The organism is Thermonema sp. (assembly GCF_026003375.1).
Taxonomy (GTDB): Bacteria; Bacteroidota; Bacteroidia; order Cytophagales; family Thermonemataceae; genus Thermonema; species Thermonema rossianum.
Genome location: NZ_BPHD01000001.1, coordinates 212443 through 234823, shown reverse-complemented (window position 1 = coordinate 234823; position 22381 = coordinate 212443). Strand labels below are relative to the sequence as shown.

Below are 22381 nucleotides of genomic sequence, written 5' to 3'. Positions count from 1 at the left end.
ATAAGGCGCTCTTTTTTCATGCAAAATCCTGTATCTTTGCAGCGAACAAGAACTACATGCATGGCAGAGATAGGAACAGACATAGAGAAGGCACGTGCTTATTTGGAAGCCGGACAACTGGTAGCCATTCCTACCGAAACCGTCTATGGCTTGGCTGCCAATGCTCTCAATCCCGAAGCAGTGGCGCAAATATTTGCGGTAAAACAACGCCCTCATTTCGATCCGCTGATTGTGCACACCGACCGGCTCGAAAAAGCCATGCAATGGATAGCCGCCATTCCTGCCCCCTTGCAGCAGCTGGCCGAGGCTTTCATGCCCGGACCTTTGACTTTGGTTGTCCCCAAAAAAGACATAATACCCGACATTGTTACGGCCGGCTTGCCCACGGTAGGGCTGCGCATTCCTTCACACCCCCTCACGCGCCGCCTGCTGGCTTCGCTCAACTTTCCGGTAGCAGCGCCCAGTGCCAACCCTTTCGGCTATGTGAGTCCGACCAATGCCCGGCATGTAGAGGCACAATTAGGCGAACACATCCCCTATATTTTAGACGGTGGCAGCAGTCAAATTGGTTTGGAGTCAACCATCGTGGCGTGGAACGAAGAAGCGCAAAAACCCATTGTACTTCGTTTGGGCGGCATTCCTTTGGAAGAAATAGAAAAAGTAGCCGGCAAGGTGATGCTGCAAACCCACTCTTCGTCCAACCCCAAAGCCCCGGGCATGCTGTCGGCTCATTATGCCCCAAGAAAAAAGGTATTTCTTTCGCTGGAAGCCGCACTCAGGATATATAGTCCACAGGAGCTGGGCGCCATCGTATTCAAAGAACCGCTTGCCGTGCTGCCTGTAGAAAACCAACTTCTTCTATCGCCACAAGGCAATTACGCGGAGGCGGCTCAACGCCTGTTTGCTGCCTTGCGTGAAATAGAAGAGCTGCCTGTCAAGGCAGTGGTGGCACCCCTGCTGCCCGAAGAACACCTGGGGCGCGCTATCAATGACCGCTTACGCCGGGCAGCCGCTTCGGCATGAGTATCGAGTACAGCTTTATTAAATGAAAAGACCAAACAAGCAGTGTAAGAGACTATAATCCTTGCTGACTTCCATTCTATGTATTTTCATTTTTTATGTGGTGACTTTGTGTTCAACACACCGTCTTCACTCAAAAAACTTTTATTTTTTAAGAGTTTATTTCTCTTTTTGCCGAAGCCACCTTAACTAAAAGCAACAGCCTATGGATCAAGGCAATAAACATACCTCACAACTCAAACAAGCCGTCTCTGCTGCTCATGAGTATGCCTTCAAGACGTTGCACGACGAAATCGAAGCTCATGAACAATTTTTGAAACAAGTGCAACACTTGCTCCGGACTCCGGCACCCACCTACAAAGAGCTGCAAACGCAGAAAGAAGCCTTTGCCCGTTTGATACAACAAACAGAACGGCGGCTGAAGCGGCAACAGTTGTTTTTTTCCCGGGATCGGCAAGCTTATGTACAACGCGTGGAAAGTGTTCTTTTGACACTGCCCGAAATGGTAGAGCACACCCAAGCACGGGAGCGCTATTATGTGCAAGCAGGCGACCCCGCAATAGCTTACCTCATAAAACCACTCAAGCGCACCGGATGGCAGCTAAGCCGCTTGCCGCGACGCATTGCCAATTTGTTCCGCAAACAAAAACAAAGCATCGGCTATGGCCGTCAACGCACTGCCCTTCGTGGCATTGCTGCTCATGTGTGCCTCTACCAACTACCGCAGGCGCTCTTGCCCGTTTATGTGGAGTGGTTTCAGCTGATGAATCAACAGTTTGCCGCTGTCAAGCAATTGAGCATAGACAAAAGCAAGGCACTGTTTCCGCTCACCGGCGGCAATTCATCCGAAGACGTAGCGGCCCTCTTGGAAGCACTAAATGCCTTTGCCAAACGGCAAAGCGAATATATCACTCAAGAGCTGCTCCGGCAACACAGCACCCTCGCCGAAGATTTGTATGCCAAAGCAGGCACTTGGGAGCTGTCGAACCGGCGCTTCCGGACAGCAGCCCTCCGGCGAAAGCAACGCCGGCTGGATAAACGTTACCGCAAAGCACTCTTGCCCCACAACAGACTTGCCACTGCCCTGCTTTCCGACTGGCGCACACATGAGTCGCTCATTAAAATAAGCTGCGAAATAAAGCTTCAGGAAGCCCATTTGCTTGACCATTGGCAGGCGCTCCGGCAAGCCCTTGCCCAAACAAGCATAGAAGGCAGTTGCACGTTCATGCATGCGCTGGAGCAAGAAATCAGCACGCAGCAAACAACAAGCCCACAAGCTATCAACGAATGGCTTGTGCGCCTGCAAGCGGAAAGGCAACACATGGAATCGCGCCTCCGCCAATTGCTCGACACACACAAGCCCGGCGAACAACTCACTGCCTACGAACTGTATCTGGATGATTTCTTTAAAAAACAGACACTCTTTCGCCCCCTCATACCACAAATCAACTTCCGGCGGGGTATTGCCAAGAAAGTTAGTTTTGTGAATCTCAACCAACTGATACAACATGAAAGCCTGCCGGCCTACCGTAAAGCACTCAAAGAAGTCAAAACAGAGCTGGCACGCGCGCTTACCAAAGTAGAAAGCCGCCTGCTTCAAAACTGGGAGGCCGTGCTGTTCAACTTTCATACCGTTACCGAACGGCTACAAAACGAAAAAGAAGAAGTATCGGCAAAGGATGTACTGACGGGCGCTTTGCAGCGTGCCGCCGAGCAAATACGCCAAGCCGGCATGGATTTTCAACAGATAGTAGGGGCGGCACAAAACAAGCTGCAAGAAGCAGACAGGCGCTTCGTGGAACGCCTGCTGGAGATGGAGCAAATAGATCGCCTGCTGGGCTTGCAGTTGCGTATCCGCAAAGCCCAAGCCCGCGAGCGTCTGCGCCACTACCGCCAACAAGCATGGGATTTTCTTGTGCACCTGCCTGCCCATCTGCTGGCCGCTTGGCGAACCGGCAAAACCAAAGTCATCGAGTATTACCACAAAATAGCCATTCGCCTGGGGCTTTTAGACAACCCCCTCTTGCTGGAGATCCCCATTGCCGATTTTTTGGCAACCGCTTCGGCACGCGTACAGTCCCTGCCTTTCATCTATCGCAAATTGTTTGAGCCTCAGCCATTGGACAACTGGCGCTTTTACATACCACGCCCCGAGGCTGAACAGCAGGTGAAAAAAGCGTTTGAAAACTGGCAAAAAGGGGGCTTTGCTCCCATTGTGGTTACCGCCGAGGCAGGCAATGGTAAAACTACCTTTTTGAATTATGTAAAAGTGCATCTGCTGCCCGCAACATTACCGGTACATATCATTGACATTCAGCAGCGTATTGAGCACGAAATAGAGCTGGTTCATCTCTACAAGCAACATTTGGGCTTGTCGTTTGCCGAAGACACGCCCGAAGCCCTCTGCCAAGCTTTGCTGCAGCTTCCCCGCTGCTGTATCATTGTTGAAAATATGGAGTACTTGTTCACACGGCAAGTCGATGGTTTCTCGGTTATATTGCAACAGCTCAAAATCATGTCTCAAACCAACAGCAATGTTTTTTGGATTGGCTCTTGTCATCACTACAGTTGGCAATATTTACAAAAAACCAAGCAGGTCGATGATTTTCTGGCCTACCCGCCCATTCATCTGCATGCTTTCAAAAAAGAAGAAATCGAAAAGTTGATTCTCCAAAAACATCAAATTAGCGGCTATGAACTGCGTTACCAAAGTTCAGCAGTAGAAAAACAGAGTCGCAAGTTCCAAAATCTTGACTACGAAGCGCAACAAGCGCTGCTCAAAGATGAATTTTTTAAAGATCTTCAAAACATTATACAAGGGAATCTGCGCATAGCACAGCTGCTGTGGGTTAATGCCATCGAGCAGTTCGACGACCAAGCCATTTATATCACCTCGCTCAAAGGCATTCATTTTTCGTTTTTGAAAGAGCAGAGCATGCAAAAGCTTCTGGTCATGCGCGCTTTGTTGTTGCATGGGGCTGCCCATCGCGATACGCTTGCCCGCTGTTTGCGCCTGCCTGCCGGCGAAATCAACACTTTGCTGCTGCTACTGATGGATGACGGCATCGTATTGCAACGCCCCGACGGATACTATCACCTGCATCCCATCCTTTATCAAGCTATTGTTCAAGTTTTGAAAAGCCGCAATATCATTCATTAAAATGCGAAAGACCATGAAAATACGCGTATATTATCTTCCCTTCTTGTGGCTGCTGTGCATGCTGGTAGCCACTCCGCAAGCCCGTGCCCAACAAAGTCCTGCCCAAGACAGCTTGGCAGTGATACGTATCGAAGCGCAGCAAGTGCAGCTCCAGTTGCAAACGCCTGCAGTCACTCAAGAGAAAAAAGAAGCCAAGCAAACGGAAGAGGCATCCAAAGGCATTCAGAACCCGCCGCCGTTGCATAAAGTCTTTGCCTGGCATAAGATATTCTGGGCTATAGTTTTTGCGTTGGGCGGTTATTTCATCATCCGTTTTAGTTCTGCTTTGCTGGAACGCTTTGCCGAGCGGAACGCCCAATACCGCATACAAGTCAAAGGCTTGTTGCCCATCATCAAAATTTTCGGCTGGCTCACCGTGCTTTTCATCATCATAGAAGGTGTCTTTGCCCCTCCCATAGAAACCATTCTGACCATCTCGGCTTCGCTGGGCATTGCCGTTGGCTTCGCCTCACAAGATATTTTGCAAAATGTCTTTGGGGGCATTTTAATCCTTTTGGATGCTCCTTTCAAAGTAGGCGACAAAGTGGAAATAGGCGGGCAATACGGCGAAGTGGTAGAAATCGGCTTGCGCTCTACCCGCATTGTCACACCCGACGACTCTCTGGTGAGTGTTCCCAATGGCAAGCTTATGAATGAAGCCATCATCAACTCCAATGCAGGTGAACCCAACTGCCAAGTAGTTGCCGAACTCTTCCTGCCGCCCTACATAGACACCCAACTGGCGCGTAAAATAGCCACCGAAGTAGCGCAAACGTCGCAGTATATTTATCTGAACAAGCCCATTACCGTGCTTTTCTTTCATACGCTGAACCAACAGCGCCCTTATTTAAAGATGCGTTTGAAAGCTTATGTAATGGACATACGCTTTGAGTTCAACTTCAAAAGCGAAATGACGGAGCTCTTTTTGCAGGAAGCCCGCCGCCAAGGTCTCTTTTCCGATGCTGACCTGAAAGGGTAAAAAATGGGGGCAGAGACAGTAAGCAAAGCAATACGTCTCCGGCTGCTTCTGTTCTCTTGCCCCTCTTTTCTTTTCGTTTTATTTATTTTTCAACCTTCCCTCCTTCCCTCCTTTGTCATTTCGAGCGCAAGCGGGAAATCTCTTTTGCTTCTTGTGGATTGGTACGATAAGATTTAGATTTCTCACCTCACTGCGTTCGGTTCGAAATGACAAGCTATGCTTCGCTCGTTTGAGACAGCAGGCTGCGTGAGGTGAGAAATGACAGCTTATACTATTACTATGCTTTGTGCTTGCGCCCTGCTCTTTGAGGTCTTCTTTTATCACCCTGTGTCCCTTCTTGTCTTTTCGAGGTAGCGGGATTTAAAAGTTCCACTGTGTGCCTATGGTCACGTAAACGGGCATCACCCAATAAAGGGCGGAGCTGCTGCCTGTATCGCTCACACTACGAATTTCTATCCCGGAAAGGTTGGTCAGGTTGCGCCCCTCTATCCATACAGGAAACTTGCGTTTCGGGTGCCAGTAGCAGGTAGCTTCAAGGTCGATATAGTAGCTTCCGGGCGAGTCGTTAAACTGAAGCCAGTGTTGCTGCAATTCTACACGCAACCGCTTATCGAAAAAGTCGAAGTAAGTATCCAGCTGTAGATGGTGAATGAGGTTTTCGTTCCGGAAAGCACCGGTGCTTGCACTTCTTACCAGCGTGCGCGTTTGCCGACGGTCGGCAGATAAGCGATAATTGAAAAAGCCAAAGAAGGCAGAACGCAAAGCTGCCGACACACTCCATTGCTCACTCTGCCACCAGCGGTCATCTTCCGCAAGGCGGTTTCTGCCGGTCGTCTGGAAGTAATTCGCCTTAACAGCCAACCCCGCCAGCAAGAAATCCATATACCAAGCCGGTAAGTCTATACTTGTCTTCCATTGATAGCTGTCATCGAGCAACACGTGGTTGTATAGTGAAAGAACCGGTGAAGGCAGGAACTGTTGTGCATAGGTATGGTCTTGGTATTGTCCTCCCAAGGCTATTTTTAAGTGATAATGAGTTTCCAATTGCACATCACCGCCATAGCGGTTTACTACCCGGAAGGGGGCGCCTCCGGTGCGTACCGAACGAAACTCACGCATCCATAAAGGTGATGCCACGGTCGCTAAGTCCGGTGTAAAGCGTTCCCATTTTTGCGTGAGCATCAAGGTGGTTTTGCCCTTATTTTTGTTTTGTTTGCGACTCCGAAGGTCAATGTTATGGCTCATCGTCAGGCGTCCTGTGATGTTGGTATAGCGGGTACGAAAGGTATCGACCTGTGTTGCCTGCTCAAAGCCTGCCTGCAGTTGCCAAAATGTTTTCAGGCGCTTGCCTCCTGCCATCCATTCGGTCTGTGCCATCCATTGCTGTTTCTGCAAGCTGTACGGGGGGCTATAGCTCAAACTGTCGCCGGTTTGACGGTCGTCGTTCAAGAAATAGAGCCGGGGCACCAAACGCTGCGTGTGGCGGTTGTACCATATACCCAATTGGCGGCGGCTGTCTCTCCGTGCTGCTTTGAAGTGCCATAATATATTGCCTTCCATACGTTCTTCTTCGAGACGCAACTGCTGCCGCGCCCGGGACAAGGCTTCCGCTGTCTCCCGCCAAGCCCCATAGCGGTCGAAGATGCCGTCCACCCGCATTTCATCTACCATTTGCCCGCTTTGGTAGTAGAGGTTCATCTCCAAGCCATGGCGCTTGTGCAGACGCTTTGCCCATTTGAGGCTGTGTTCCTGCCCTTGGTGCTGCAAGAGCGAACGACGCGACAACGAGTCATTGGCTTGCCCGTCTATGAAGTACAGGTTGGAAAAGCGGTTGTCAAACTGGTGGCGGTTGAGCAGCGAGCGCCATTTGATGCTTGTGGTCGGTGAAAGCGTGTTTTCATACAAAAATCGCCCGGCTATGCTTCCCCTGTATTGGCGTATGTCGTCGCGGCTTTCGGTAGAAAAGCGGATGTCATTTGCCCGGAAATCGCTGCTGTAGGTGAACGGATACCCCAAATCGTTGTAATAACCAAAACCGGACAGAATCACCTTCGAGGAATCGTTGAGGTATTTCACCAAGCCTATGTTGTCGGATACCACGCTGCCGCCGGTTGTATTAGGGAAAATATAAGGGATGCTCATGCCGTAGAATTCGGTGGCACTTTGTGTAAAGGGTTGTTGCACATACAAGAAGTTGTCGCGGTAGTCGTAGCCCCCAAATTGGCTGCTTGCCGTCTCGCCCAAGCTATTGTGATGCAAGAGGTTAAAGTATTTGTCGTATTTTTTGCCGGCGCCTTCCTGAACGCCCCCCCGCCGTTGGCGTATATAAAACATTGAAGCGTTGATTTTGCGTCGCCAGTCGTTGCCTGCATGCGCTTGCACACTGCCCGTCCATGTATGAAGAAAGCGCTCGCTTATTTTCAGGTTTAGAATCAGTTTGTTTGAAGTAGTGATGCCCCGCAGTACCTCTTCCTCTTCGAAGCGGTCCACAAAATGAAATTCCTCAACCAAATCTGCCGATATGCTGTTGATAAGCTGTTCGTAATAGCTACCGGTGAGGTTGTCACCTTCCAGATACACGTTCTCCACCAGCTTACCGCGGTAATATATCTTGCCGGCTTCGACCTTCACATCAGGCAATTTGTTCAATACATCGGCAACGGTCAGCTCGGTGCTGTCGCGGTAGTCTTCGCTGCGAAAGATGGCACTGTCGCCCACGATTTTTACAGGATATTTTTCACCTTCCACAACCACTTCCTCCAGTTCATAGTTTTTAGGTTGCAGCCGGAGCTGCACAAAAAACTTGCCGTCCCAGCGAGCACGGTATTCTTCATAGCCCAGGCTCATCACCCAAAACCAGTAGCCGCCCTCTGCTTGTTGCTCAGCGGACATCTCAAAGTAGCCGTTTTCGTCCGATACGGTATAGGCATATTGCCTGGCACCGCTGCTGTCGCTCAAAAGCACATAAGCCCCTACTACCGGTTCGCGGGTAAGCGTGTCTATTACTTGCCCCTGTATCCTCACCTGCTGTGCATATGTGGGCATTGCCCCCCAAAAAAAGCATAGCAAGAGTAAAAAGACAGCGATATATTTTTTCATGTTAGTTTACTCTCTTTATATTTTGGCGCTCCTATCTACTAATGAGAGCGCCTTGGCTTCGACTTCTGTCTTACCAGCTTGCCGAATATAGCAAAAGAAAACATCGAAAGAGGTAGAGATGTAGAAATTATTTTCGCCTTACTTTCTTCTAAGCATAAGGAAAAAAGGCTTCCCCCTCTATTCTATATAAATTTATTGATTCTGCGGGTTAAGCTGCGACATACTTGCCGGCAGCCTTCCCAAAATACGTTCTCCACCTTTCAGTTTTTTTATTTGGGTATATAGTCAGCATAATCCTTCTCTCTATACATTTCTTTTACTTCTTCATCCGTTCTTACTGAGACATCTGCGCTCGAAGCCCCTATTGTCGCGATTAGTTTTCGTCGCCATTGCTTGATGCCCTCACCAAAAGCTTTCAAGTACGTTTCACGGTCTATGCAGTCATCTTTTGGTAAGCGGGGTACTTTGCCACTAAGCTGCTCATATTGCTTTTGTACTTCTTTGGTAGAACTGTAGGACTGGAACAGAAAGTTGACTTTTCTTTTGCTGTCATAAGCTTCGAGAATCAAACCGGGCAAGCCACGCAGCTTCCATGGACCATAAGGATAGGGCAATTCCGGGCAATACCAGGCCACATAGCGCCGCCCGCGAAAATCGCCCTCGGCTCTGTAGCATGTAAAGTTGGCTATCTTCTTTTTCTGATTTGGAAAAAGTTTCCAAGCTATTTTTAAAGCACTCTCTGGTTCACAATATGCGGGATAAGAAACAAACATAGTCCTTTCTTGCGAGACAGTGTCGAAATCAACCACATATTCACCTTCAAAAACCAACCATGTTTCTCTTTTCAGTTTCCCTTCCTCAATGTTGATATTGATATTAACATGCACATTATTATTGCCCGCTTCAATTTCCTTCCCCATTTTTTCTTGTACTTCTTCTAAGCCTTTATCCAACTCCTCTTCAATTAACTCATCGACGGTTTTGCCCTCTTTCACCTCATGATAAACCTGCCCCGAAGAATGTATCCACAAATCTGCATGCAGGGTGTTTAAATCAGTAGGCTCGGGGAAGGTATCGGCATTGTTCCACTTCATGTCTTCTACTACCAGATACTCCACATGTACAGTTTGTTGGGCAAAGAGATCACACGCCGGAATTAACAAAAATAGCATTACTAAACATCTCATCACCAAATTATATTTTTTATTATTACACGAATATTAATATTACTAATTTAGTAAAAAGCCCCCCTCTCAAAAGAGAGGGAGAAGGCAAGATACTTAGAATACATCAGCAAGTGACTTTTTAGCAGCTTTCAACCCGAGTAATGCACCGGCTGATGCACAGTCTCCTGCTTCTTCGCAGGTATCAGCAGTGCAACTAGCTGAAGAGGTAACTGTTACGGACTGTCCCAAAAGGGAAAACGTAGCTGAAAGCGTAACTGTCACTGTACAGCTTTCTTCTTCAGAGTACTTTTCTACAAAGCCGTACTCAACACTTGGAAGTGCTTTTATTTCCTCTTTCTCAGACAATACACTTGATGCCATACTGCCGGCGTTGACTGCCAACATCAAAATCAAAGAAAATAAAATCTTTTTCATGACTCTGCTTTTTTTAAGGTTACACATTTTTCAAACATATTCGTTTATTTGTAGGAGCTCCCGTAAACGAACATTGCAATAATAGTAATAATAATAGCACACAAGTAATTTTTTATTTTTTTTAAAAAATTGCATAATTTACTTTCCCTTCTTGCTTATGTTTATTGCCCTCTTCAAGCTTCTATTTAGCATTCCGGGGCTCCCCCTTGTCATTTAGCCCCCTCCTTTGCCATTTCGAGCGCATGCGGGAAATCTCTTTTGCTTCTTATGGCATCTAAAAGAAGCTGCCCTTGTTATTTCGTATCAAACACAGCTTGTTATCCCGAACGAGCGAAGCGAGCAAGAGACCTCAATTGAGCCATGCTACGGGCTTGTAAGCACGACAGGGCTTCTTTTTTGCTTAAATACTCCTCTCAAGAAGAAGTGCTTCGAAGCCACTATATAGCACAAAAGAGACAACAGCTGTCGTCTCTTTTGTGTACGCCTCTTACTTTGCTTTCAACACCTCCTTTACTATCTCATAGAATTGCTGTTCCCGATAGGGGTTGTAATCAAGCTCCCACTCCGCACCTCGCGAAAGGTCGCTGCGTGCCTCCCGTTGGGTCTGTTTCTTAAACCAATTTAGAAACTCCTCTTGGCTTACAAGCTCGACGGAAGGGCTTCCCATCCAAGCTTTAAAAGAAGCTATTTTTTGCTGTACTTCAGCCTGTGTCTTTTCGGAAGTATCTATTTTTTTAACTATAAAATTCACCTGATTCAGCTTATCGTGGGCCTCCAGAATCAAACCGGGTAAGCCGTGCAATTTCCATGGTCCGTAGGGATAGGGCAAGTCGGGACAATACCATACGATATAGTGCCGCCCGCGAAAGTCGCCCTCTGCTTTGTAGCACTTAAACCCCAAGATTTCTTTGGTTTCATTGGGATAAGGTTGCCAATTTATTTGAATCACCTCTTCGTATGCATATTGCCCATATTCATCTATACCCCTTCCTCTAGTAGTATCTACATCTATACATCTGCCTCCTTTTTGGAGGAAAATTCCTCTGCTTTCTGCAAGCTTGGTAAAATCATAGGACACCTCTATCTCTCGCTTTCCTTCCAGAACCTGCCTCTGTATTTCCTCACGCATTCGCTCCTTTTCTTTCTGCCGCCAGCTTTCATAATCCAGTCCGGGACGCACTTCCCAATAGAGACATTCCGAAGGAAGAATCCATGCAACTGCCTCCAAAGAGTTTTTGTTGGTGGCTCCGGGCAATTTCTTTTTATTTTTCCAAGCGGGCTCTTCTATGACCAGATACTCTACTTTTATGGGGGGCTGTGCCCGGAGCATTGCCGGCAGCACAGCTGTCACCCACATAAGAATACCCAAAGCAAGTTTTTTCATACACCTATCTTTTTTTGGTTTTTACTCCAGTATCTGTGAAGCACATGACGCCGCCTCACTGCAAGTAGAAGCTGTACATTTCGCCTTTTTTTTCTTTCCGTTTTCTTTCACTACAATTTTCACCGTACAAGTTCCTGCTGCTAACTCATGGCCTTCATTCGATGAATGCACTGCACTTTTCGAAACAAAAAATAATGCAAAAAAGGCAATGGCAGCAAAAAACAATTTCACCTTCATGACTCTGACTTTTTTAAGGTTACACATTTTTCAAACATGTCCGTTTATTGTAGGAGCTCCCGTAAACGAACAATGCAATAATAATAATAATAATAGCACACAAGTAATTTTTTATTTTTTTTAAAAAACCAAGCTCATCTTTTTTGCTTGCTTATGCTTCTTGTCCTCTTCAAACTTTTCCTTAGCGTTCCGGATTTCCTATTGTCATTCGAGCTTTTTTCCCCTTTGTCATTTCGAGCGTAAGCGGGAAATCTCTTTTACCTTTTGTGGCTTGGTACGGTGAGATTTCTCATCTCACTGCGTGAGATGAGAAATGACAGGCTATGCTTGATGCTTCGTTCAAAGAATGGCGGGCTTGAGTTGTGGAATGAAAAGCTTGGTTGTGCCCATACAAAACTTAGAGAAAGGGACAAGTTTATCCTCTTGGGTTTGCCAAACCGGTTTCACACCCCATGCCACACTCCTCTCCTTCTTGTTCTATTTCAAAAGTGGCATGCGCAATACCCAAATGGTCTAAACGATGCCGTAGCTCTTGTTTGAGAGTGCACAAACGCTCGCGGCTCAGTCCGGGTATCACCACCAAATGAACCGTCAAGATGTGGTATTGCCCGTCTAAAGACCAAATGTGCAGGTCATGCAGATTCAATACCTCATCCGGCGTTTTGAGCAGGTGCACGACTGCTTCGTAGTTTATTTCACGAGGCACGGCCTGCATCACCACCTTAATAGCCTCCAGCAGCTTGCGTACCGCGTTGTAGCATATCACCACCGAAAGCAGAAGCGACATGACGGGATCCACCCACGCCCATGCCTGCCAGTGCATAAGCAAAGCCCCAAGCAAAACCAACGCCCATCCTGCCACGTCTTCTATCAAATGCCATGTTACCACTTTTTCATTCAACGACTGCCCGTGACTTAGGCGGTACGCCGCCCAACCGTTGACCAAAACGCCCAGCACTGCCAAAGGTATCATGGAGGCAGTGTGGGGAAGCACCGGATGCTGCAGGCGCTCCACCGCGTGGATGATGATGGCTATGCTCCCGGAAAGCAATATGCAGGCACTCACTATAGCCCCAAAGACAGAATAACGCCCATAGCCATAGGAATAGCGGCTGTTGCCCTGCTTTCGAGACAAACGCTCAAAGTACCACGCCAACCCCAGCGCAATGGTATCGCCCAAATCATGCAAGGCATCGGACAAGATGGCAATGCTGCCGCTCCAATATCCGCCCCCAATCTCTATAATCGTGAAAACGGCATTCAACCAAAAGGCTGTGCGTATATTGTCATGGCTGCCGTGTGCATGATGGTGATGGTGCCCCATAGTAGCTTTACGCCTCCTGTTGATGGTTCAACAAATATATCTATTTTTGCAGGCAAAAAATCATATTGCTGTGGGAAAAAACAAATTAGCCCGTTTTAAAGAAAACGAAGAAAACCCCTTGGTTGTGCAGGCAGGCAAGCCTTTCTTTGAAAACTGCAAAGGCAAGTGGCGTAGCGACTTTTTCAAGAACGACAACCCCATATGCCTTGAGCTTGCCTGTGGACGTGGTGAGTATTCCGTGGGTTTGGGACGCCTCTTCCCTGACCGCAATTATATTGGCATTGATATCAAAGGGGCACGTTTATGGAAAGGGGCATCCATCGCCCGGCAAGAAGGGCTAAAAAACGTGGGCTTTTTACGCACCTTCATCCATGACCTGGATAAGTTTTTTGCACCGGATGAAGTAGATGAAATATGGCTGATTCACCCCGACCCTCGCCCCCGCAAACGCGACATACGGCGCCGCCTCACCAACCCGCGCTTTTTAGATATTTACCGGCGCATCATGAAAATTGACGGATGGGTAAAGCTAAAAACCGACAGTGCCTTGCTGTATGAATACACCCTCGAAGTGCTGAGCGAGTATCCTGTCCGTGACCTTGAACATACCGACGACCTGTATAACAGCCCCCTTTATGCAGAGCATTACGGCATACGTACCCGCTACGAAGAAGAGTTTACGGCGCAAGGGCACAAAATTCATTACATCAAATTCCGTTTTGCCGAAAAATCCCCTGCTGAATAAAAGTAGAAAGACGGGTGCTTGCCCGTCTTTTTCGTTGTGCCTACTGTTTAATGAAAGCATAGCGTAGCTTCACGACCCACTCGCGCGAAGGCGCGGGCGTAGGTGCCATGCCGCCTGCGTCGTAAGGTACCAGAAAAGCATAATTTGACCCCAAGAGGTCATACACACCGGCTCCCAACTCCAATCCTTTGACTATGTTCTTCACCCGCACATACAGGTTGAGCAACAGCACCGGGTCAAAGCGGCGCATGCGGTAGTCTGTGCCGTCGTAATAGTCGAAAGCATAGCGCTCACCCAGATACAAGTTGTTTACATGCACATTTACTTTTTCGCTCAGGGCATAATCCAACAAGAGCCCCAGGCGGTGTTGCGCAAATGCCTGCATGGCTGCCGGCACTTTTGTTGCGGGATTGGCAAAATACTCCGGCAATACGGGATACAACTTATCATTTTCTTTGCCTTTCGTAGTGTAAAAAGAGTAATTCAGAGACACCTTCAATTGTGATTGCACCCATTTAACTTCAGTTTCCAACCCCCGCGTTCCCAGTTTATCGCCGTTTTCATAGCCATATAAACCGCCGGTATAATACAAAGGCTTGTCAATGGTGATATCATACAGGTTTAAAGTCCAAAACAAAGAGCGCATCGGCTGATAGCCCACTTCTGCCTCCAATACGGTGGCATATTCCGGTTGCACCTCCGGGTTGGTAGAACAAATATTGGGTGCCCGGAAGGCACGTGACGCCAGCAACTTTGAATGAAACTTTGTTCCTACGAAAGTGAGTCCGGCTCTGGGCACGAAAGCATTGCCATAGCCGGTGTGGTAGTCGTCGCGCAAGCCCAAAGTAAAGGTCCAGCGGTTGCGTTGCCAAATGGCTTGCAAATAGCCCGTGTAGTTGTAATAAGTAACTTCTGGCAAACGCGAAGCGTTGTCAGGGCTGGGGATTTCCGTAGAAAGTGAAGGGTCCGGTTCATAATACAAGACCTTGGCATAATCTTGATAAACCTGCCCCCCGAAGGTGACGTCCCAGCCGTTTCTTTCCTCACCGCTTTGGAAATTGCTTTCCAAACCCAGCAGCGTACGGCGGGCGGTGCGGTTGCTCCATTCAAATACGGTGGGGTCGTTCGACACCCAAGGGTGCTGCCAAAGGTATTGGAAAAGCGGGCGCAACTGCCATCTTTCGGCAAGCTTCCAACGATATTGTGCCTGCAAGTGGTGATAGTCGGTCAGGTGGTCTGTATCGTCCGCCAAAGCTACTCCATAACCGTTACGATGCCGCAAATGATAACTGTCGTTCAGATAATTTAATTGAAAATCTCCCTTTTTAATACCTACAAAAATATTACGTGTTTGAATACGGGAATTATCCTCCATTTCGAATGTATTCCCCAATACATCACGATAGGTTTTATCGCTTCGCACCCCCTGCAAATAAGAGGCAGACAGCGACACGTCCCAGTCTCTTCCGAGGGGCTGCCCCCAAGAAAGCGTCAGACGGCTGCGACCGGGTGCTTCCTGCATTTGCCCGTGCATCAGGCTTGCTTCTGCCCCGTTCAAATCATGATCCACCGTTACAATATTGATAACGGCAAGCTCCGAAGTACCGCCGTAGATAGCCGAGCCGGGTCCCCGGATGATTTCTATGCGTTTGATTTGGTCCGGATTGAAGCGATGCCCAAAAAGCACATTGCCAAACAGCAGGTCGTTCATGGGGGTGCCGTTCAGAAATACCGAAGCCTTGCCCTCGAAAGCATAAATCCCCCGGATACCCAAGCCCACGCTTCCCTGCAGATCGCCCCCAAATTCAAAGCCCGGCACCAGACGCAAAATGTCGATCAGGTCACGCGCACCGCTGTTTCTGATTTCTTCCTGCGTGATAACACTCACCACGCCGGGGGTTTCGCGTATGCTCAATTCCTTTTTGGTGGCTACGCTTACGGGTATATCCATCAGCTCTTCAATAGAGAGTTGAAAGAGTTCATCGCCCAGGCGCTTGGGTTCTCCGTCTTGTTGTGCATAAAGGGAAAGACTCAATCCCATACTGCACACTACCGCCAACAGATGTCTTCTTTTCATGTACTTCCTGTTTTAGCCAAATCACTTATACCTAACTTGGCTAAAAGTAAGAATTAAAAAGTAAAAAATCAATATAGTTTCAAAAAAATTACATCACAAATGACGGTAGCGCTCCGGCTTGAGATCGTAACGGTCAAAGAAACCTTTGTCATCCAGGAAATGAGCTATCTTTTGTACGATTTCATCCAGACGGCTGCTGGCTTCTTTTAACAAAGGCAACCAAATGTTCAACTGTTCCGGGGTCTGATTTTCTTCTTGCTCCAGTATCTGAATGATGCCCAATATATTACACAAAGGACCACGCAGCAAATGCGCATTCACAAATGCATATTCTGCCAACTGTTTGTTTTGAACCTCCAGCTGGTGGGTTCGCTCCTGCACCAGCGCCTCCAGATTACGATTCATCGCAAGAATTTCTTCTTGTTGGCGTTTTAGCAGCGCGTTTTGCTCTTCTATTTCCTCTTTTTGTCTTTTGATTTCTTCCTGGAAGGCGCGTCGTTCGGCTGCATGCTGCACCATATCGAAGACGTCCACTACCGAGCGGGCAAACAGTACATCTTCGGCCTCCCACCCGCGGCGCTCATCTTGATTTTCAAAACAAAGCAAGCCATAGAGACGGTCTTCACGCACAATAGGCAGCCACATAAAAGAAACAATGCGGTGGCGCTGTAAATAATCCCGGAAAGCATCGTCGTCTTCTATGTCTATTTCCCGGATGCTTTCCACACACCAATGCTGCTCCACTATTAAACCGGAGAGACGGTCAACAACGCCCCGTAAAAGCACTTCTTCTTTTTCAAAAAGAACGCACCCCTTTTGCTCTTCATAAAAAGCCATAAGATGCAGCTTATGGTTGCGCTCATGCCATTTCCAAAGCGACAAGCGCGTGACACTGATTGTTTCGGCAGCAGTCAGCAGCAAATACTCGATGGACTCCCTCCACAAGCCCTCCCTTACAAACTTGTAGTGCGCCATTGTCCATAACACCTTGCTGTAAAAACGGATACGGCCACTGCGGCGCATTACCTCGTCATACTGTTTCTCAAGCAGCTCTTTTTGTTGCTCTATCTTTTTTTGCTGCATCGAAAAAGTCTGCTCTTGCTGTAAGATACGAGCCTTTAATCCCTCTACCTCATCGGTAAGTGATGCCACCCGCTGCAAAGCATCTGCTTCACTCTTTATAAAGCGCTCTTTCAACGCATCGACCCACGCAATCATGACATGAGAAGCAAAAATCAAAAGGGGCAAATAACTTTCACTCAAAAAAACTAAAATGGCAATCCAAGCTGCTGTTATGACAAGATGAAGCCGGCGCTTCTTCTTTTTATCGTCTATATACGGAAATAAAAAGTATACAAAAAAACAGGCTACCAAAGCATATATAGTGCTAAGTGCAACGCTTTGTTCCATGAAAAAGAAGCTCCCCCGGAGCATTTCTACTGACTGCCCCACCAATAGCAGCAAAATAATTACCGAAGACAACTTTACCCAATCATAGCGCAGCAAAATCAACAGCAGTATCCAGCCGGTTGTAAGGAATAAAAATAAAAAAGGCGGTGCAATGGCCGGCGCATACCAATAACTTACTCCGCGCAGTATAGAAACCACGATACCACAAACAACAACATACCACTGCAGGTCCAACAACTCTTGTTGCTCTTGCTGCAAGCGCACCCGGTGAAAAAATGCAAAAACAGGTTCCTCCTTTGTTTGCTGCATGGTTTTTTGCATTGTCATTTACACATAGGGAATTTTCATAAAGTCAACTCATTGAAATATAAAAATAATTGACACGAATGGCAAATTATGTTTGCCTAATATGCCGTTTATAAAAATCGATGGCACGCTCCCGTGCACTTGCATGCTCTACCACAGGCTTGGGATAGTCTTTGGTTTGCCATTCGGGCACCCAGCGGCTGACAAAGCGGTTGTCAGGGTCGAACTTTTTCTGTTGAGTCCATGGGTTGAAAATACGGAAATAAGGGGCGGCATCGCAACCCGTACCGGCTGCCCATTGCCAGCCTCCATTATTCGAAGAGAGCTCGTAGTCCAATAGCTTGCTTGCAAAATAGGCTTCACCCAGGCGCCAATCGATAAGCAAGTGCTTGCAAAGAAAAGAAGCCGTAAGCATGCGCAGACGGTTGTGCATATAACCGCTTGCATTGAGTTGACGCATACCGGCGTCCACCAGTGGATAGCCGGTAGTGCCTTCACACCAACGCCGGAAGAGTTCCTCATTTTGCTGCCAAGGAATGTGGTCATAAGCTTCTTTGAAGGCATGGGTAACGACCCGCGGATGATGCCATAAAATCATCATAAAAAACTCCCGCCAAATCAACTCATTCAAATAGGTAGCATTCCATGCTTGGGCTTTGCGCGCCAGCTCCCGTATGCTGACAGTACCAAAGCGCAGATGCACACCCAAGCGGCTTGTACCTTCATCGAGTGCGGGCAAATCACGCGTGTTATGATAATTGCGGATAATGTCTTCGCGAATTTCACAAGGGGGAAAAACAAAAGATTTTGCCCGGAACCCCATCGCCTCCAAAGAAGGCATGGGCAATTCTTCGCCCGGTTTCAAAAAAGAAGAAAAGTATTTTTCCGTGGGGTAAGACCTCAAATAAAAATCATTGAGCTGTGCCTTCCACTTGCGGGCATAGGGGGTAAAGACAGAATAAGGGGTGCCGTCGCTTTTCACTACCTCCGACTTCTCAAATATCACCTGGTCTTTGAATGTGTAAAAAGGGATATGGTGTGTTTTCAATAATTCCGCCACTTCATTGTCACGCTTGCGCGCATAGGGCTCATAGTCATGATTGGCATACACAGCTTCCACTTCGTAGGTATTTAAGATATGCTGCCAGGCTTGCCCGGCATAATCGTAAAGCACACATAAATCGCTGCCCAAGGCACGCAGTTGCCCTTTCAACTGCCTGAGCTGCTCATGAATGAATTGCACGCGTAAGTCGAACGGCTTTTGTAGGGCATCCAAAATATTACGGTCAAAAATAAAGACAGGCAATACCGCAGAATGTTTACGCAGTGCATGATACAAGGCTGCATGGTCGTACAGGCGCAAATCGCGGCGCAGCCAGCAAATAGCAAGTCTTTGTTTCATGTGCTTGTCGTTTGGTGAAGTTGTTAAAACAACCGTGTAGTGTAAAAAAAGTTAACGGGAAGCTTCACAAAAATGCTTCCCGTTTTCACACATGAACAAAACCCTAAAGAAAGAATGACTATCTAAACTTCCATGGTTTGCCCATACAATGAAGCAATTACTTCATTGATGCGCATCAAGTCTTCCTCATCAATGCGCATGTCGTCTTGCGGTTTGAAAAGAGCCGCAATACTCCATCCGTACTTTTCTTGGAAGTAGGGGCTCAACTGTGTGGCTACCCGTTGCCAAGCCATAGGACTCAGGTGCCCGGTGCACCACGTAACAATAGATTGAAGTTTCATTACCTGCTTTTTTATTTAAAATTTAAAATTGTCACTTATGCTTTACTTATTAATACCCACAAATCAAGACAACATGTCTGTTGGTATTTGCCTCTGATAAAGCACCCGCAGTGCCTCGTTCAACATGCGCACTTCTTCTCCCTCAAACTCATCGGTGGCATCCGGGCACTGCAAACGTTTCAGATCCCGGCCATGCCCTTTTAGGTCTCCGTACATGTGTACCACTATACGCTGCCACGCTACCGGTGATATATTGGCCCCACACCAAGCTTTTATCGTTTCAAGGCTAATTTTCATAACCCCTCCATATAAGTATAAAGTGTAAAAAATTCAATTTGTGATAGAGTTAGTGATGGCAAGCAATGCTTTGCTTAAAGGGGGAATGATATGCTTGATTTAGTGCGGTTAATGTTACAACGTTAAAGAGCAAGCAAAAGTTTACACAATATGTAATGATAATTTATATTTAGAATGATTCTTTACAAAAAGACTCCTTCCCTATTCTTTGTTTTCCAATATGCGTCGCATGCGCCGTAAGGTGCCATACATACCGGCAATCGCCATTTTTTTCTCTACATAAGCCGGCAAAGCCACCTGTACATCAGCCCCAAATATATATGTAATTTTTGAAATATACTGATTCTTACATTGTATGCTCCACTGCCCATAAGCATTTAATATAGGTACATATGCAGAGTTTTCGGAATAATAAGTTGCTTCCACCTGCTGAGTCACAAAAAAAATAGCAGGACTCTCTCTTTTTACAATATTTTTCATCACCAGCACTCTGTCTTTCCAGGGGAAAGGGAAATGGATAAAAGCACGGCTTATCCAAACGGAATCGCCCCAAGCGGTCAGTGTTTCCATTTGACGCACCTCATTGACCCACAGATGCCCGCGCGGGCTGTCCTGCAAAAAAGCCAACACCTTGTCGGGTGAAGTGCGCACTGTTACCTCCCCTTTTATGAGCAATAGTCCTCGTTGTGTATCATAAGCACTGTAGAGACGGATTGCCTCTTTTTCTTCTTCAAAAGAAAAAACCAACGGTGGTTCGATGGACTGCGCCGGAAGTAACCGGCCAAGCAAGCAGAGCCCAAGACAAAGCATCCATTTCCTTGCCATGCGCTCATTATAAAACATCTATTCCCTTGTTATGGCGCATGTATTGCTCCACATCGCGCAGGAAAGCATTCCGGTCAGCGGGTGCCATCATACGCAAAGGCACACGCACCCACAAACCTTGCGCTTTATCTACCACAAAAGTAACAGTATGTGCCGTAATGTCCACTTCCGTTACACGGTTCAAATCCAAGTCGTTCTTGGTAAGCAAGCCGGGGTTCACCCACATGCGGTCACCTTCCCACACGACCAAAGGGGCTGCATACAACCAAAAAGCATATACCAAAAACAAAACGGCCGTCATCCAAAAAACATCTGCTTGTGGGTGTTGTTGCGGATTCCAAACTCCCCATATCAATAAAGGAATGGCTATCAAAGTAATCAGGATAGAGCGTACGGGATTGCGTGCATATTTCTTGTTCATGAGGCTCATTCATTTTTAAAGGCTATATGAAAACAGACCCCACGGGAAAATACCCGTGGGGCAAAATTATGCTTTTACGAGAGAAAGAAATGCCCAAGGCATCTTATTTTTTCTTTAAGCGGGCATATACAGCAGGGGGCGAAATAGAAGTATCCAGTTTCAACTCTACCAGGTGCGGGTAATTGCTCACAAAACGCGACAGCTTGCCATATTGCACGCCCTTGCTTCGCAATACGCCTCCTACCTCTGCAAGATTTGCCCAGCCGTCGGCACGGGTGCACTGCATCACCGCCTCTTTGAGGATGCGTTCAATCTCAAGCGCTTTTTTTTCCGTTAGTTTTTCCATAGCTTTCATTGGTTTAAATTTTCATACGAGGTTGAAAAATAGCCCTTCAATTTAAGAAACTAACGTGAAAAGAGGCGTTCGAGTTTCAAGAAAAGCGCTCTTGAAGACGTGCAAGCAAATATTCTTTCAATGAATCGTTGCCTACATAGTCGAGCACTTCACCTGCAAATGCCTGTAGCAAAAGGGCTTTAGCCTGTGCTTTGGGGATACCACGCGCGCGCAAATAAAAGAGTGCATCTTCGTCGAGTTGCCCGATGGTAGCCCCATGCGAACACTTCACGTCATCTGCCCATATTTCCAGCTGCGGCTTGGTATTGATGCTTGCCTCCGGTGTGAGCAGAATGGTGCGGTTCGACTGAAAAGCATTGGTTTGCTGCGCATCGGGGCGCACATAGATTTTGCCGTTGAACACGCCCGCCGACTGCCCGTCATACACTCCTTTGTACAATTCGTTGCTTTGTGTTTTGGGGGCGATGTGGTCCACTACAGTATGGTGGTCGGCGTGGGCATTGCCACGCAGGTAGGTCAAGCCGTAAAAATGCGCTTCGGCATGGGTTCCTTTCAGGGCAGCACACAAGTCATGGCGCGCAACATGGCCGCCCAACACAAAAGTCACATTATAGTAGTTGGCATTTTGCTCTACATCTGCAAAGGTGCGCAGCACACGGCTGTGGTGGAAAGCTTCGGCTTCGGCAATATAGTGCTTCATGGAAGCATCTTTTGCCAGATAAGCTTCCGTGATGCAGTTGTGCAAACTGTGTATTGGACTGTCGCCGGTAAAAAAGTATGCACATTCAAGCTGCGCTCCTTCTTCCAAAAGAAAAAGGTGGCGTGTATTCTCCAGTGTGCTTTGTCCTTCTTCAAAGAAGACAGCCAAGGTTTGGGGCAGGGTTTGCCCACGCTTTACCCACACAAACAAACCGTCAGACCACAGGGCATTGTTCAGAAGCACGAAGTAATCGTCTTGCAGGTGGGTGTGCTTGGCAAAATAAGCCTGCAGCTTGTCTTGATGCTTTTCGAAGGCTTTTTTCAGGCTGCATACTATATAATTGGCGGTCTCGACTTCGGCCGGCTCTACCACTTGTCCGCCTGCCAGACGCACCTTCAAGGCGTCGCCCTGCCAATGGGGCGAGGGAGCGGCGGTCGTTTCACCGGCAGATTCGCCCAGCTTCTTCCAAACACTGCGAATATTGGTGTACTTCCACTCTTCATGACGGGTAGAAGGGACCTCTTGCTGCAACAGCTTTTGAAAAGCGGCTTCGCGGAACCCGGCAGTAGCGGGCATGCCGGCCGCCAGCTGTTGGTAGCGTTCGCTAAGTTGTCGAGAGATGAGTTCAGGTGTTATTTGCGTTGTCATAGTTTACTCAG

19 protein-coding genes are annotated in these 22381 nt (G+C 47.6%); 4 read left to right on the top strand and 15 right to left on the bottom strand.

The window, feature by feature from the left end; all coding sequences use genetic code 11:
• Nucleotides 1-60 precede the first annotated feature (60 nt).
• The 3 genes from QVE43_RS01065 (at nucleotide 61) to QVE43_RS01055 (ending at nucleotide 5198) form a co-directional block, all read left to right on the top strand.
• Nucleotides 61-1023: an L-threonylcarbamoyladenylate synthase gene (locus tag QVE43_RS01065; protein ID WP_288003885.1), complete on the top strand. Its 963-nt coding sequence runs from the start codon at nucleotides 61-63 to the stop codon at nucleotides 1021-1023.
• A 202-nt stretch (nucleotides 1024-1225) separates the two neighbouring features.
• Entirely contained in the window at nucleotides 1226-4180 is a 2955-nt protein-coding gene (locus QVE43_RS01060) for a hypothetical protein (protein WP_288003884.1), read from the top strand.
• 13 nt (nucleotides 4181-4193) lie between these two features.
• The gene (locus QVE43_RS01055; RefSeq protein WP_288003883.1) at nucleotides 4194-5198 is read left to right on the top strand and encodes a mechanosensitive ion channel family protein; all 1005 of its coding nucleotides are present in this window, start codon (nucleotides 4194-4196) and stop codon (nucleotides 5196-5198) included.
• A gap of 360 nt (nucleotides 5199-5558) precedes the next feature.
• Here the strand turns inward: QVE43_RS01055 and QVE43_RS01050 are convergent, their stop codons facing one another.
• The 6 genes from QVE43_RS01050 to QVE43_RS01025 all read right to left on the bottom strand — a co-directional run bounded on the left by QVE43_RS01050 (nucleotide 5559) and on the right by QVE43_RS01025 (nucleotide 12843).
• On the bottom strand, nucleotides 5559-8297 hold the full coding sequence (locus QVE43_RS01050; RefSeq protein WP_288003882.1) for a hypothetical protein: 2739 nt from the start codon (nucleotides 8295-8297) through the stop codon (nucleotides 5559-5561).
• A gap of 269 nt (nucleotides 8298-8566) precedes the next feature.
• On the bottom strand, nucleotides 8567-9415 hold the full coding sequence (locus tag QVE43_RS01045; RefSeq protein ID WP_288003881.1) for a GLPGLI family protein: 849 nt from the start codon (nucleotides 9413-9415) through the stop codon (nucleotides 8567-8569).
• A gap of 162 nt (nucleotides 9416-9577) precedes the next feature.
• Nucleotides 9578-9898 carry a hypothetical protein gene (locus QVE43_RS01040; protein ID WP_038029551.1) on the bottom strand — a complete coding sequence of 107 codons (321 nt, stop codon included), beginning with the start codon at nucleotides 9896-9898 and terminating at the stop codon, nucleotides 9578-9580.
• Between the two features lie 487 nt (nucleotides 9899-10385).
• Nucleotides 10386-11282: a GLPGLI family protein gene (locus QVE43_RS01035; protein WP_288003880.1), complete on the bottom strand. Its 897-nt coding sequence runs from the start codon at nucleotides 11280-11282 to the stop codon at nucleotides 10386-10388.
• Nucleotides 11283-11303: 21 nt separating this feature from the next.
• Nucleotides 11304-11519, bottom strand: coding sequence for a hypothetical protein (locus QVE43_RS01030; RefSeq protein WP_038032586.1), 216 nt, complete (start codon nucleotides 11517-11519; stop codon nucleotides 11304-11306).
• Between the two features lie 415 nt (nucleotides 11520-11934).
• A complete protein-coding gene (locus tag QVE43_RS01025) occupies nucleotides 11935-12843 on the bottom strand; it encodes a cation diffusion facilitator family transporter (protein WP_288003879.1) in 909 nt (302 codons plus the stop codon).
• Nucleotides 12844-12913: 70 nt separating this feature from the next.
• Here QVE43_RS01025 and trmB point away from each other — a divergent pair, with 70 nt between their 5' ends.
• Nucleotides 12914-13588 (top strand): tRNA (guanosine(46)-N7)-methyltransferase TrmB, encoded by a 675-nt coding sequence (gene trmB, locus QVE43_RS01020; RefSeq protein WP_038032596.1) that lies wholly within the window; start codon nucleotides 12914-12916, stop codon nucleotides 13586-13588.
• A gap of 40 nt (nucleotides 13589-13628) precedes the next feature.
• On the opposite strand, the gene QVE43_RS01015 is transcribed toward trmB, so the two are convergent.
• The 9 genes from QVE43_RS01015 to sufD all read right to left on the bottom strand — a co-directional run bounded on the left by QVE43_RS01015 (nucleotide 13629) and on the right by sufD (nucleotide 22370).
• Nucleotides 13629-15665 (bottom strand): TonB-dependent siderophore receptor, encoded by a 2037-nt coding sequence (locus QVE43_RS01015; RefSeq protein WP_288003878.1) that lies wholly within the window; start codon nucleotides 15663-15665, stop codon nucleotides 13629-13631.
• Between the two features lie 93 nt (nucleotides 15666-15758).
• Nucleotides 15759-17384, bottom strand: a complete 1626-nt coding sequence (locus QVE43_RS01010; RefSeq protein ID WP_288003877.1) for a GAF domain-containing protein — start codon at nucleotides 17382-17384, stop codon at nucleotides 15759-15761.
• A gap of 85 nt (nucleotides 17385-17469) precedes the next feature.
• Nucleotides 17470-18783 carry a deoxyribodipyrimidine photo-lyase gene (locus QVE43_RS01005; protein ID WP_288003876.1) on the bottom strand — a complete coding sequence of 438 codons (1314 nt, stop codon included), beginning with the start codon at nucleotides 18781-18783 and terminating at the stop codon, nucleotides 17470-17472.
• A 122-nt stretch (nucleotides 18784-18905) separates the two neighbouring features.
• Nucleotides 18906-19124: a hypothetical protein gene (locus QVE43_RS01000; protein WP_038032574.1), complete on the bottom strand. Its 219-nt coding sequence runs from the start codon at nucleotides 19122-19124 to the stop codon at nucleotides 18906-18908.
• Nucleotides 19125-19187: 63 nt separating this feature from the next.
• Nucleotides 19188-19421 carry a hypothetical protein gene (locus QVE43_RS00995; protein WP_288003875.1) on the bottom strand — a complete coding sequence of 78 codons (234 nt, stop codon included), beginning with the start codon at nucleotides 19419-19421 and terminating at the stop codon, nucleotides 19188-19190.
• Nucleotides 19422-19622: 201 nt separating this feature from the next.
• Nucleotides 19623-20264: a hypothetical protein gene (locus QVE43_RS00990; protein ID WP_288003874.1), complete on the bottom strand. Its 642-nt coding sequence runs from the start codon at nucleotides 20262-20264 to the stop codon at nucleotides 19623-19625.
• On the bottom strand, nucleotides 20254-20667 hold the full coding sequence (locus tag QVE43_RS00985) for a hypothetical protein (protein WP_038032570.1): 414 nt from the start codon (nucleotides 20665-20667) through the stop codon (nucleotides 20254-20256). The genes QVE43_RS00990 and QVE43_RS00985 overlap by 11 nt, the downstream gene beginning before the upstream one ends.
• A 103-nt stretch (nucleotides 20668-20770) precedes the next feature.
• Entirely contained in the window at nucleotides 20771-21013 is a 243-nt protein-coding gene (locus tag QVE43_RS00980) for an OST-HTH/LOTUS domain-containing protein (RefSeq protein WP_157630153.1), read from the bottom strand.
• A gap of 85 nt (nucleotides 21014-21098) precedes the next feature.
• The gene (gene sufD, locus QVE43_RS00975; RefSeq protein WP_288003873.1) at nucleotides 21099-22370 is read right to left on the bottom strand and encodes a Fe-S cluster assembly protein SufD; all 1272 of its coding nucleotides are present in this window, start codon (nucleotides 22368-22370) and stop codon (nucleotides 21099-21101) included.
• Nucleotides 22371-22381: the final 11 nt, after the last annotated feature.